The sequence below is a fragment of the Streptomyces sp. NPDC043867 genome, from assembly GCF_056435845.1.
In genome coordinates, this window is sequence record NZ_JBWKDS010000008.1 from 188,887 (window position 1) to 200,460 (window position 11,574).

The following is an 11,574-nucleotide window of genomic DNA, read 5'->3' on the forward strand; positions in this document are numbered from 1 at the left end:
AAAAAAAGAGAGGAGAACCATACAAAGCGACGCAAGCAACAAAACCCCCCCCCCCCCCCCCCCCCCCCCCCCCCCCCCCCCCCCCCCCCCCCCCCCCCCCCCCCCCGCGTCCGGGGGCTTCGAGGCGTCGGCGAGCAGTTGGCCGCGCCTCTCCGTCTCGGCCGTCAGCGAGCGGCGCCGGCCTCCCCCACCACCCCTTTCGCCCTTCACCGCAAGGGGCCCCACTTGCGTCTGACTACTCGTCAAGCAGGCCTCGACAGAAGCGATGTGACCCTTCGCGCTGAACTCGTTGATCTTGGGCAGACGGCAGAAGTGATCTTCGTACTGTCCGGGAGAGGGGAACGCGCCCATGGCCACACCCGTGCGCCGAATACCGCCGACGAGCGGTCGCCGCGGCTTTGATCTGCGGTCCACGGCGTTGTCCTTCGGTCTGCTCGCCGTCGCCATCGGCATCCTGGGGTTCACCGCCAAGGTGGCCGTCGGCGTCCTGGAGCGGCGCCCGGTGCTGGCCGTCGCACTCTGCCTGGTCGGCCTGCCGGTCGCGGTGGTCTTCCGCAGCGGCCGGCGCCGGTTCTCCGCGAGGCGGGCCGCGCGCCGGGCCGCTGTCGCACTGGACGAGGGCACCGCGGCCGCCCTGCACACCCTGGAGACCGCGCCGCCGGGTCCGCCGGTGCCGGCCGGAGACCCGGCACCGGTCGACCACCTGCACGTTCCCCTGGACCGGGAACCGGCTCTCCCCCTCGGCACCGAGGCCGCCGCAGTGACCGAGCTCCTTCCCGGCACCGGATGCGAAGGGGTCGACTACGACGCCCTGGACGCCGACGAGTTCGAGCAGGCGGTCGCCGCGCTGTGCGAGCGCGACGGCTGCTCGGACGTCGAAGTCGTCGGCGGCGCGGGCGACTTGGGCGCCGACGTGGTGGCCACCGCGCCGGACGGGCGACGCGTCATCATCCAGTGCAAGCGCTACTGCGACACCAACAGGGTCGGCTCCCAGGACATGCAGCGCTTCGGCGGCACCTGCTACACCGTGCACGGCGCCGATGTGGCCGCGGTGGTGACCACCAGCGACTTCACGGCGCCCGCGGTCGAGTACGCCGGGCAGTGCGGGATCCTGTGCCTCGACGGTGAGGCACTCCGGGCATGGAGCGACGGTACGGGGCCCGTGCCCTGGGCCGTGACCGCCGACGGCGGCGCGGTCCGCTGAACGGCAGGCGGGGCATCCGCGGACCCGGAGAAGCCCGGCCCGCCGGGGCGCAGCCTGCGTAGGGGCCCGGCCCGACGGGTGGCGGCAGAGATGTCTCGACAGTCGCCCTACGCGCGGGCGGCTGTGACGTCGCCGTTGACCGTGGAGAGCTTCAGGCTGCGGCCGTCTGCGGCACCGGCGGTCGGGACCGTGACCGAGGGACGGCCGTTGTCCGTGGTCGCCGAGACCCGGTAGGCGGGGGCGTCGTGCGGCAGCGTGACACGGACCGAGCCGTTCGTGGTGACGGCGGTGGCGCTCGACGGGGACGTGCCGCAGTCGATCACCACGTCACCGTTCACCGTGTCGGCGTGCAGCCGTCCGGCCCGCAGGGTCTGCGCACGCACCGAGCCGTTGCGGGTCGCCAGCCGTACCTCGGCGCCCTGTGCGCCGGAACGGCTCACGGTCACATCGCCGTTGACCGTCGTCAGATCGAGGCCCGCGGAGATACCCGCCACGTCGATGCCGGCGTTGCGGGCGGTGACACCGACCGGGGTGTGCGCCGGGACGTCGATCTCCGGCATCCGGGGGCACTCCCGGTGGCGGTCGTCGTCGGCCGGGCACGACAGGTCCAGCACCCAGGTGTCATCGCGGTGGGACCAGTGACCGCGGATGCGGCGGTCGACGCCGACCGTGTCGCCGTCGGCGGGCCGCAGGCGTACGCCGTTCTCCGCGGTGATCACCAGATGCGCACCGCGGGTCAGGGCGGGGTGCGCGTCACTCACCGGTGAGGCGCCGTTCCCCTCGTCGCCCCCGCCGCACGCGGCGACGAGAGGAGCGAGTGCGAGCAGGGCGGTAATACGCCACTTGTGCATGGTCGTTGGCTCCATGCCCGACCGGATTCCCCGCCGCCGGTCTCCCATGGCACCCGCACACCGGAAGGACGGCATCTCCGGGCTCCCCTGGTAGGCGGCCCGAACTGTCGCGAGCTGAAAGTCACGCCGTCCAGCCCAAGAATAAAACCGCACGCCTGGTTTCTGCAAGGCCTAGACCTCCTGCCCCCTCACTCACGTCGACCGGCCGTCCGATACGCCCACTCCTGGCCGTACCGGAAGGGGTTGCACCGCTTTAACCGGCGGAGCACCGTCCGGTTCTCGCCAGAACCGATTCGTCGAAATACCTTGAAAACAAAACCGGTGGGTCCGTATCTTATCGATTCTGAACTTCCTGCACCGTCCCATCCACTCCTGCGCAGACGCGGAAAGAGGCGGCACGCGATGACCCTCCTGACCATTCACCCGGCACACGACTCCACCGCGCCCAACGGGCGTTCCGCACCGGCAGTACCGCTGATACCGGCCATGTCGACCGGGCCTCTCACGCCGCCCGCCACACCGACCGGGCTCGTCGCACCCGGTGGGCTCACCACCACCGTCCCCCGCGAGTACGTCCACCGGGCGAGCCACGCAGAAGTCTTCCTCACCGGCTGCCGCAGACGCGACGACGCGAACTACGCCCTCACCGGTCAGTGGCCCCGGGCCCATACGTTCTTCACGACTCCCGACGGCGCCCACCACGACGCTCTGCAGGCGGCAGAAACCATTCGTCAGACCGGTCTCTACCTCGCCCACGCCGAACTGGGCGTCCCCCTCGGGCACCATTTCCTCCTCCATGACCTCACTGTCACCACGCACCCGGAACAGATGACCATCGGTTCGCTGCCGACCGATCTCACCCTGCACGCCACCTGCACCGACGTGGTCCGCAAGGGGAGACGCCTGGCGGAGTTCCGCATGCAGATCACGATCACGGGCGACGACGGCCGTCCCTACGCCGCGGGCGGCGGGAGGTTCACCTGCCTCACCCCCGCCACCTACCGCCGGCTCCGCGCCGCCGGCACCAGCGGCGACACGCTCCCGCCCGCGGCAGACCCCTTCGGCCGGCCCCACCCCGACGTGCTCGCCCTGCCCGGTGTGGTGGGCAAGCTCAACCCCTTCGACGTCGTCCTCTCCCCCACCGCCGACGCCCACCGCTGGCTCCTCAACCCCGACCCCTGCCACCCGGTCCTGTTCGACCACGGGGGCGACCACTACCCGGGCATGGTCCTGGTCGAGGCCGCACGCCAGGCCACCCACGCCCACCACGTCCCCGCCAACCCCCTCACCACGACTCTCGTCACGGAGTTCCACAACTACGCCGAACTCCGCGCTCCGCTCCTGATCGAGACCACGCTTCAGCCCGGCCCCGTGGAGGCGCCGGCCGTGCGCGTCACCGGCCGGCAGAACGACCGCGCCGTCTTCACCACCGACATCATCACGCTCACCAGGCCGTAGCCGGGACCAGCGCCTTCTTCGTCCGACACCGGCACACCCACAGTGCCGGACGTGACCCGACCAACTCCCAACGGGCGAGCGACCGGCCGGTGACCAGTGCACCGACTCCGGGTCCCCCCTCCGCTCGGCTGCCCCTCCGCACAGAGTCCCTTCGCACGGACCAGCGAGTGTGCCGGCAACCCCCGCCGTCCCTGACGGTCTGCACACCTGCGCTCTCGGTGACACGCACGCGTCACCGATTCGAGAAAGCAGTTGTCTGCGACCGTCACCCCACACGGACGCGTCGGCCCCCTTCTTGGCAGCAGAACACCGCAGAACTCGCCCAAGCCCAGGATTCGCCCCGGAACCGGGACCGGGATGCACGCCGGCCCCGACTGCGACTGCGACTGCGTCACCGTCCGGCCCCCACGGCCGCCTCCCGCCGCACCGCACCGCCGTGGGCGGAATCAGCCACACCGGTTCGTCCCGGCATGCGGGAGGGACTCCGACGCGGGTCGGGGTCCCTCCCCTGCGACGGCTTCGCCGCCCAGGTCACGTCGACCGGGCCGCCGGAGTGCACCCGGTCGTCGGCCTCAGCGCACCCGGTCGTAGACGAGGGCCAACGTGCCGTGCTCCCCCGCGGTCTGGCTGACCAGGTCCCACTGCCCGGCGGGCAGACCGTCGTCGAAGAGACGCGGTCCGTCGCCGAGAAAGACCGGAAAGACCGTGAGCGCCAGCCTGTCGACCTCGTCGGCCGCCAGGAGCGCCTTGACGACACTCGCGCTGGAGAGCACGAGGATGTCGCCGCCCCCGGTCGACCTGAGGTCCGCGACCACGTCGGAGGTCGGCTTGTCGACGATCGCCGTCCGCTCCCAGGGCGCACCGTGGAGGGTGGAGGAGAGGACCACCTTGTCGGTGCCGACGAGCCACTTCGCGAAGGCCTCGTCGCGGGGGTCGACCCCTTCCATACCGATGACGGTGGGCCAGAAACCGAGGAACCCCTCGGCGTTGACCCGTCCGAGCAGGGCCGTCGTCGCCGACGCGTGGAGGGCTGCCAGGTGGTCACGGGCGACGTCGGTGTGCGCGTACGGCATCACCCAGCCCATGTCCCGCGGGTCGCGCCGGGCGTAGTGACCGTCGAGGGAGAGGCTCATGTTGGTGACGACCCGGCGGCCGCCGGTCTGCTCCGTCATGTCGTGCTCCTTGTGTCGGGGGGAGTGCCGTCGGTGTCAGGCGCGTCCGCGGCGAGGGCCACCGCGAGCTTGTCGAGGCTCTGGCCGAAGCCGATCTCGATCCCGGCGATGAAGTCGGCCGAGTCGACGGTGCTGTCGGTGATCCGCCAGTGCACGTCGAGATCCGTGCCGGTCCCGGTGGGCCGGAGGCCGAGGTCGACGTGCGCGGTGAAGGCCGGACCTCCGTCGGGCAGCAGCGGGGAGAGCCGGTAGGCAAGGCGCTCTCCGGGGCGCACCTCGTCGACGACTCCCTCCGCACGCCCGGCGACCGCGTCGGAGCCGTCCGCGTCCTCGGCGTCGCGGTACTCGTGGACGATCCGGCCGCCCTCTCGCGCCTCGAAGAGGAGCTCGGAGACGCGGAGGTCGTCGGGCGTCCACCACCGGGCGAGCAGGGCAGCCTCCGTCAGGTGACGCCAGACCTGCTCGGGGCTCCCGGTCAGTGACCGGCGAAAGCCGAACGAGCGGCCGTCGGCCCACCCCGGCGCGTGCGCGGCGAGCCGCTCCGTACGGAGGCCGATCCCGTACCTGTCGTAGGTCGCGCGCGGGCCGCCGTCCTGGTCAACGCTGTCGGCGAGCCGGCCGAGCACCGCCGCCAGGTCCCGCAGGGGTGCGCCTCTGAGCGCGTAGATGCGGCGCTGTCCGGTGCGCTGGGAGGTGACGATGCCTGCGCGCTCCAGGGTCTGCAGGTGTTTGGTCGTCTGCGGCTGGCGCGCCTCGGCCAGCTGGGCCAGGACACCGACCGAACGGGGCCGCTCGGCGAGCAGGCACACGAGCCGCCAGCGCGCGGGATCGGCCAGTGCGGTGAGGAGTACGTCCATGGCCCGAGTATTCTCCCAAGCGCATATTCGTGTCAAGGAATATTTCAACTGGTCCGAACCGGGTACGCCTCCCCCACCCACGCGCACCGCGCCTCGCGCCGACCTTTTGAGCCCGTACCGGCCGGCCTGCCACCCCTTCCGCCCGGAGGTCCTCGTGCCGGAGATCGAGACGGAACGCCCGCCCTCGTACGTCGCTGTCGCCGGGCCGGGCGCGGCGGGCGTACGGGAGACGGAGCTGGCCCGGGAAGTCGGCTCGCTGCTGGGACGGCGGGGTGCGGTGGTGCTCTGCGGAGGGCTGGGCGGCGTCATGGAGGCCTGCGCCGAGGGCGTACGGGCCGCCGGCGGAACGGTGGTGGGCCTGCTTCCCGGTTTCGACCGCAGCGCCGGGAACCGGCACCTGAGTGTCGCCGTGGCCACCGGCCTCGGCGAACTCCGCAACGGCGTCCTCGTCAACGCCTGCGACGCCCTCATCGCGGTGGGAGGCAGTTGGGGCACCCTCAGCGAGGTCGCGCTCGCTCTCCGCGCGGGCAAACCCGTTGCCGTGCTCGCCGGCTGGGGTCCCCCGACCGAGGCGGTCTCCTCGCCCGGGACAGCGCTGTTGACGGAGGTCGCCACACCCGCCGAGGCGGTTCGGATCGCGCTGGGAGACTGAGCACGGCGGCCGGCGCGTGTCTTGGCGTCAGGGGCGGCGAGTTCCGGCGGGGCCTGGCTGGTGTCTCACGCCGGTGTGGGGGTTCAGCTGGGCCGTGCTGCGGGTGAAGGAGAAGTCGGTCGCCGACCAGGACCTCGATGAGGACGTCCCGGAGGAGTTCGGCGAAGCCGCCTGACAGTGCGCGCGGGGCGCGGGGGGTGCGGTCAGGTCGTGCACCGGTCCTGGTGGTGGTTTGCCCGCGAACGGGATCACGCACGGACGCTGCCGCAGCGAGGTCAGGCCCCGGGCAGCTGCCCGGTCGGCTCGAGAACACCGAAGTCCAGCACGTTCTCGGCGGTGCGTTCGGTTTCGTGCGCAGCCTGCCGGACGCTCGCGAGGACATCGCCCTGCTCGTCGACGAGGCGGTCGTAGATCGGCGCCGGTGCGGTGGGAAGAGCGGGCACGGGACTGGACTCCTGAGGATCGGCTGCATGACGAGGCCGACCGCCGAGCCGGGGCCGACCACGGGAGGACCCTACGCCAACGTGATCGATCACGGGCAGCCGGGAGACTCCCACGTCAGAGATGTGCGACACACCACCTGTCACAGGCGTGCCTCACCCGTCGAACAACCTCCCGGCGGAGATCTCCACGGCCGGGAGGAAGGGTTCCTCCCGGCCGTTCCGGCTCCCCGCCGTTCCTGCTCCCGCCCGCGGCGCCGCCCGAGACGGCACCCGCGGGTGTGGGACGCGGCGGGCGCCGGGGAGTACGGCGTACGGATCCGACCGCGGGAGGGGCATCGCTTCCACCGGCAGGCAGACGGACGGCGAGAAGAGCGGCGAGAAGACCACTGCGCCGAGGCGACGCCGCTCGCCGGCTGGGCGTGCCAGTCGCAACCGGTCCGGGCCGGGCCAGGCCCATCCGGTCCGGGGCGAACCCCTCGGTCCGAAGCGGGCCAGACCCACCCGGTCCGGTTTGGGCCGGCGGTGCCTCGGCCCGGCGAGTGGGTCGGGGCCGCGCCGGTACATCCGCCCGTTGCGGACGGACCCCTCCGGTCAGGGCCGGGACGGACCCCTCCCGTCCGAATCGGCCGAGGGTTCCCGCGCCAGGGGTGCCGCTGGTACAGACGGCTCTCCAGCCACGGGGTAGACCGCACGTGGCGACGACGGTCGGGGCTCCGCTCTTCCGGGACTGGCCGCCGGCCTGTCAGACTCCGGAGGGTGCCCGACTTCGACATGCTTGTCATCGGATCCGGCCCCGGCGGCCAGAAAGCTGCCATCGCCGCAGCCAAACTCGGCCGACGAGTCGCCGTCATCGACCGCCCCGACATGGTCGGCGGGGTCTCCATCCACACCGGGACGATCCCCTCCAAGACACTGCGTGAAGCGGTGCTCTACCTCACCGGCCTCACCCAGCGCGATCTGTACGGCCAGAGCTACCGGCTCAAGGAGGACATCACCGTCTCCGACCTGACCGCACGCACCCAGCACGTGGTCGGCCGCGAGGTCGACGTCATCCGCAGCCAGCTGTCCCGCAACCACGTCTCCCTGTTCGGGGGCACCGGCCGCTTCGTGGACGACCACACCGTCGCCCTGCGCGAAGTGAACGGTCACGAGAGGCTGTTGAGCGCCGAGCACATCGTCATCGCGACCGGTACGCGCCCGGCCCGGCCCGCCAGCGTCGAGTTCGACGAGCGGACGATCATGGATTCGGACAACGTCCTCCACCTGGAGCGTGTGCCGCGCTCCATGGTCATCGTCGGCGCCGGCGTGATCGGCATGGAGTACGCCTCCATGTTCGCCGCACTCGGCAGCAAGGTCACGGTGGTCGAGAAGCGGCCCGGGATGCTCGACTTCTGCGACGTCGAGGTCGTCGAGTCACTCAAGTACCACCTGCGCGACCTGGCCGTCACCTTCCGCTTCGGGGAGACCGTCGCCGCGGTCGAACGTCATCCCCGCGGCACGCTCACCGTCCTGGAGAGCGGAAAGAAGATTCCCGCGGACGCCGTCATGTACTCCGCGGGGCGCCAGGGCCTCACCGACGAACTCGACCTGGACAAGGCCGGGTTGTCCGCCGACCGGCGCGGCAGGATCAGGGTCGACGACCACTACCGCACCGAGGTGCCGCACATCTACGCCGTCGGCGACGTCATCGGTTTCCCGGCGCTGGCCGCGACCTCGATGGAGCAGGGCCGTACCGCCGCGTACCACGCCTGCGGCGAGCCGGTGAACCGGATGCACGACCTCCAGCCGATCGGCATCTACACCATCCCCGAGATCAGCTTCATCGGCCGGACCGAGGACCAACTCACCCAGGAGTGCGTGCCGTTCGAGGTCGGCGTCTCGCGCTACCGCGAACTCGCCCGCGGCCAGATCATCGGTGACTCGCACGGCATGCTGAAACTGCTGGTCTCCCCCGACGACCGCACACTGCTCGGCGTGCACTGTTTCGGCACCGGCGCCACCGAGCTGATCCACATCGGCCAGTCCGTCATGGGGTGCGGCGGCACGGTCGACTATCTGGTCGACGCCGTCTTCAACTACCCGACCCTCGCCGAGTCCTACAAGGTGGCCGCCCTCGACGCGACCAACAAGATCAGACAGATCGACCGGCTCAGGGACTGACCGACGCGGACGGCACCGTCGTGGCCCGCTCGGGGCGCGGGACGGTGCCGACGGCCGTGACGGGCCTCGGCCGGGACGAGGGGACGGGCCGTCGGCGGGAGAATCGGCCCGGGCCTGCGTCGGCCTCGGTGGCCGAGAGCATAAGCTCGACGGATGGCGAAGTACTTCGATGTGCACCCCGACAACCCTCAGCAGCGCACCATCAGCCAGGTGGCGGACAGCATCCGCTCGGGCGCGCTCGTGGTCTATCCGACCGACTCCTGTTTCGCGCTGGGCTGCCAACTGGGCAGCCGGGACGGCATCGACCGGATCCGTACGATCCGTCGCCTCGACGACCGTCACCACTTCACCCTCGTGTGCGAGAACTTCGCGCAGCTCGGCCAGTTCGTACGCGTCGACAATGACGTCTTCCGCGCCATCAAGGCGTCCACGCCCGGCCGCTACACCTTCATCCTCCCCGCGACGAAGGAGGTGCCGCGCAAGCTGCTCCACCCGAAGAAGCACACCGTGGGCGTCCGCATCCCCGATCATGCCGTCGCGCAGGCCCTGCTCGCCGAACTCGGTGAGCCGCTGCTGTCCAGCACGCTGCTGCTGCCCGACGAGGACGAACCGCTGACCCAGGGCTGGGAGATCAAGGAGCGTCTCGACCACGTCGTGGACGCGGTGGTCGACTCCGGTGACTGCGGGACCGAGCCGACGACCGTCATCGACTTCTCCAGCGGCGAGGCCGAGATCGTACGGCGCGGAGCGGGCGACCCCTCGCGGTTCGAGTAGCCGCCGCCGGGGTGGGCGTCCGCTCGGGCCGGTGCTCTTCGGTCCGGCGATCAGGGCGACCGTCCCGCCACGGCCTCGCTCGCCCGGCTCGCCGCCCGGGGTCCCGCGCATCGCTGCCACGAAAGGGTGCGCCCCGGCCCGCCCACGACTTCCTACCGTCCAGTAATATCGCGCGGCAGGCCCCTCAGAGGAGAAACCGTGCCCAGGTCGGAACGCTCACCCCTGCTGCTCGCCGGCCTGCTGGCCTCGGCGGGCGTCATCCACTTCGCCGCCCCGAGCAAGTTCGACGACACCATCCCCCGCTCACTTCCGGGAACGCCCCGGACCTGGACGTACGCGAGCGGTGCCGTCGAGCTGGCCCTGGCGGCGGGCGTGGCCCTGCCCCGTACGCGCCGTGCCGCCGCACTGGCCACCGCAATGTTCTTCGTCGGCGTGTTCCCCGCCAACGTCCGGATGGCGCTCGACTGGCGTCACCGCCCCGCACCCCTCAGGGCCGCCGCCTACGCCCGGCTTCCGCTCCAGGTGCCGCTCGTGCTGTGGGCACGCGGTGTCGCCAAGAACCAGAAAGGCCTGTCATGACGAGTCGCGTGGACGTGGGCGACCAGGTCGAGGACTTCGCCCTGCCGGACGAGACCGGCACGCCCCGGCGCCTGTCCGAACTGCTCGACGACGGCCCGGTGGTGCTGTTCTTCTACCCGGCCGCCCTCACCCCCGGCTGCACCTCCGAGGCGTGCCACTTCCGTGATCTGTCCGCCGAGTTCGCCGCGGCCGGAGCGCGACCGGTGGGCATAAGCGGCGACCCCGTGGACCGCCAGCGGGAATTCGCCGGGCGCCACACCCTCGGGTTCCCGCTGCTGTCCGACGTCGACGGCACCGTCCGGGAGCGGTTCGGCGTCAAGCGCGGTTTCTCCATGGCGCCCACCAAGCGGATCACCTTCGTGATCGCGAAGGACCGCACGGTCCTCGAGATCGTCCGCAGCGAACTGCGGATGAGCGTGCACGCCGACCGGGCACTCGCCGCGCTGAGCACACATCGGGGCTGACCCGCGAGCAGCGGGAAGGCCCGGGGCGACGCGACGCCCCGGGCCTTCGGAACCGCTGGATCGACGGGCCGCGCGATGATCACCGCTGAGCCCGGGTCACCCGAGGTCAGCCGTTCTTGCAGGTGTTGCCGAACGCCGGGTTCAGCAGACCCCCCACGTTGATCGAGTTGCCGCACAGGTTGACCGGGACGTGCACCGGCACCTGGATGACGTTGCCCGACAGCACACCCGGGCTGCCGACCGCGACCCCGTTGGCATCGGAGTCCGCGGCGGCTGCCCCGGCGGTGGCCAGGAGAGACACGGTGGCGAGGGCGGCCGCGGTCATCAGGCGGATACGCATTACAAGCTCCCATCAGTCGTACGGTTGCGGTCTCTTCACCATCACCTCGGGAACCGACAACCGACATTGCTGTACGGCCGAACGGGGTCCTGGCGAGCCCTGGACCGCTCCGGCATCGCCACCGGGGTCATGTCCGGTGCCGCCACCGCGGAGTCCGGAGTGCAGGGACTGCCGGGAAAGTGAACAATACGAGGTACGTCCACGGCTTCACGTCTCCGGAAGCCGGCACCAGGTGACCCCGGAGGCCAGGAGTGCACTCCCGCGGGCCAGGGGTACCCGTGGGACAGATCAGGTCGACCAGGGAGAACACCATGTCAAAGACGCAGCCCGGTTCACCTTCCCCGTCCGACGACGCGACCACCCCGGACGCCCTCCTGCACACCGGTGCCGGCGGCGAGGTGTCCGCCGAGGACCTGGTGCTCGCCGCCGGCCGTGATGTCAATCCGAAGAACCTGGCCTGGGCCGAGCGCAGGCTGGCGGAGGACGGTCCGGCCGCCATGGACAAGCTGCTGCCGTAGCTCCCCCCTTCACCAAACGCGGGGGGGGGGGGGGGGGGGGGGGGTGGGGGTGTGGGTGGGGTGGGGGGGGGGGGGGGTGGGGTGGTTAGTTGTCCTCCTCGT

13 protein-coding genes are annotated in these 11,574 nt (G+C 71.4%); 8 read left to right on the forward strand and 5 right to left on the reverse strand.

The features are described from left to right. Positions 1 to 349: 349 nt before the first annotated feature. Positions 350 to 1,204 (forward strand): restriction endonuclease, encoded by an 855-nt coding sequence (locus AC069T_RS10890; RefSeq protein ID WP_478782419.1) that lies wholly within the window; start codon positions 350 to 352, stop codon positions 1,202 to 1,204. Between the two features lie 107 nt (positions 1,205 to 1,311). Here the strand turns inward: AC069T_RS10890 and AC069T_RS10895 are convergent, their stop codons facing one another. Beyond that, the gene (locus AC069T_RS10895; protein ID WP_478782420.1) at positions 1,312 to 2,070 is read right to left on the reverse strand and encodes a DUF4097 family beta strand repeat-containing protein; all 759 of its coding nucleotides are present in this window, start codon (positions 2,068 to 2,070) and stop codon (positions 1,312 to 1,314) included. A gap of 387 nt (positions 2,071 to 2,457) precedes the next feature. Between AC069T_RS10895 and AC069T_RS10900 the strand changes: the two genes are divergently transcribed. Continuing rightward, positions 2,458 to 3,513 carry a ScbA/BarX family gamma-butyrolactone biosynthesis protein gene (locus AC069T_RS10900; protein WP_478782421.1) on the forward strand — a complete coding sequence of 352 codons (1,056 nt, stop codon included), beginning with the start codon at positions 2,458 to 2,460 and terminating at the stop codon, positions 3,511 to 3,513. A 572-nt stretch (positions 3,514 to 4,085) separates the two neighbouring features. Here AC069T_RS10900 and AC069T_RS10905 read toward each other — a convergent pair. Beyond that, entirely contained in the window at positions 4,086 to 4,685 is a 600-nt protein-coding gene (locus AC069T_RS10905; RefSeq protein WP_478782422.1) for a dihydrofolate reductase family protein, read from the reverse strand. Further along, a complete protein-coding gene (locus AC069T_RS10910; protein ID WP_478782423.1) occupies positions 4,682 to 5,542 on the reverse strand; it encodes a metalloregulator ArsR/SmtB family transcription factor in 861 nt (286 codons plus the stop codon). Before AC069T_RS10910 ends, AC069T_RS10905 begins: the two co-directional genes overlap by 4 nt. A 154-nt stretch (positions 5,543 to 5,696) precedes the next feature. On the opposite strand from AC069T_RS10910, the gene AC069T_RS10915 reads away from it, so the two are divergent. Beyond that, positions 5,697 to 6,194 carry a TIGR00725 family protein gene (locus AC069T_RS10915; protein ID WP_478782424.1) on the forward strand — a complete coding sequence of 166 codons (498 nt, stop codon included), beginning with the start codon at positions 5,697 to 5,699 and terminating at the stop codon, positions 6,192 to 6,194. Between the two features lie 275 nt (positions 6,195 to 6,469). On the opposite strand, the gene AC069T_RS10920 is transcribed toward AC069T_RS10915, so the two are convergent. Next, a complete protein-coding gene (locus AC069T_RS10920; RefSeq protein WP_478782425.1) occupies positions 6,470 to 6,637 on the reverse strand; it encodes a hypothetical protein in 168 nt (55 codons plus the stop codon). A 756-nt stretch (positions 6,638 to 7,393) separates the two neighbouring features. Between AC069T_RS10920 and sthA the strand changes: the two genes are divergently transcribed. The 4 genes from sthA (at position 7,394) to AC069T_RS10940 (ending at position 10,614) form a co-directional block, all read left to right on the forward strand. Further along, positions 7,394 to 8,797: a Si-specific NAD(P)(+) transhydrogenase gene (gene sthA, locus AC069T_RS10925; RefSeq protein WP_478782426.1), complete on the forward strand. Its 1,404-nt coding sequence runs from the start codon at positions 7,394 to 7,396 to the stop codon at positions 8,795 to 8,797. A 153-nt stretch (positions 8,798 to 8,950) separates the two neighbouring features. Continuing rightward, complete coding sequence (locus AC069T_RS10930; protein ID WP_478782427.1) at positions 8,951 to 9,571, forward strand: L-threonylcarbamoyladenylate synthase; 621 nt, start codon at positions 8,951 to 8,953, stop codon at positions 9,569 to 9,571. Positions 9,572 to 9,769: 198 nt separating this feature from the next. Further along, on the forward strand, positions 9,770 to 10,150 hold the full coding sequence (locus tag AC069T_RS10935; RefSeq protein WP_478782428.1) for a DoxX family protein: 381 nt from the start codon (positions 9,770 to 9,772) through the stop codon (positions 10,148 to 10,150). Further along, a complete protein-coding gene (locus AC069T_RS10940; RefSeq protein WP_478782429.1) occupies positions 10,147 to 10,614 on the forward strand; it encodes a peroxiredoxin in 468 nt (155 codons plus the stop codon). Before AC069T_RS10935 ends, AC069T_RS10940 begins: the two co-directional genes overlap by 4 nt. Before the next feature lie 106 nt (positions 10,615 to 10,720). On the opposite strand, the gene AC069T_RS10945 is transcribed toward AC069T_RS10940, so the two are convergent. Further along, complete coding sequence (locus AC069T_RS10945) at positions 10,721 to 10,954, reverse strand: chaplin (protein WP_478782430.1); 234 nt, start codon at positions 10,952 to 10,954, stop codon at positions 10,721 to 10,723. 311 nt (positions 10,955 to 11,265) lie between these two features. On the opposite strand from AC069T_RS10945, the gene AC069T_RS10950 reads away from it, so the two are divergent. Further along, a complete protein-coding gene (locus AC069T_RS10950; protein ID WP_358853256.1) occupies positions 11,266 to 11,472 on the forward strand; it encodes a hypothetical protein in 207 nt (68 codons plus the stop codon). Positions 11,473 to 11,574 lie beyond the last annotated feature (102 nt).

Bases quoted from the DNA above. Each gene is read 5' to 3' on its own strand.
- AC069T_RS10890 (WP_478782419.1), top strand. From the start codon at position 350: ATGGCCACACCCGTGCGCCGAATACCGCCGACGAGCGGTCGCCGCGGC.
- AC069T_RS10895 (WP_478782420.1), bottom strand. From the start codon at position 2,070: ATGGAGCCAACGACCATGCACAAGTGGCGTATTACCGCCCTGCTCGCA.
- AC069T_RS10900 (WP_478782421.1), top strand. From the start codon at position 2,458: ATGACCCTCCTGACCATTCACCCGGCACACGACTCCACCGCGCCCAAC.
- AC069T_RS10905 (WP_478782422.1), bottom strand. From the start codon at position 4,685: ATGACGGAGCAGACCGGCGGCCGCCGGGTCGTCACCAACATGAGCCTC.
- AC069T_RS10910 (WP_478782423.1), bottom strand. From the start codon at position 5,542: ATGGACGTACTCCTCACCGCACTGGCCGATCCCGCGCGCTGGCGGCTC.
- AC069T_RS10930 (WP_478782427.1), top strand. From the start codon at position 8,951: ATGGCGAAGTACTTCGATGTGCACCCCGACAACCCTCAGCAGCGCACC.
- AC069T_RS10940 (WP_478782429.1), top strand. From the start codon at position 10,147: ATGACGAGTCGCGTGGACGTGGGCGACCAGGTCGAGGACTTCGCCCTG.
- AC069T_RS10945 (WP_478782430.1), bottom strand. From the start codon at position 10,954: ATGCGTATCCGCCTGATGACCGCGGCCGCCCTCGCCACCGTGTCTCTC.
- AC069T_RS10950 (WP_358853256.1), top strand. From the start codon at position 11,266: ATGTCAAAGACGCAGCCCGGTTCACCTTCCCCGTCCGACGACGCGACC.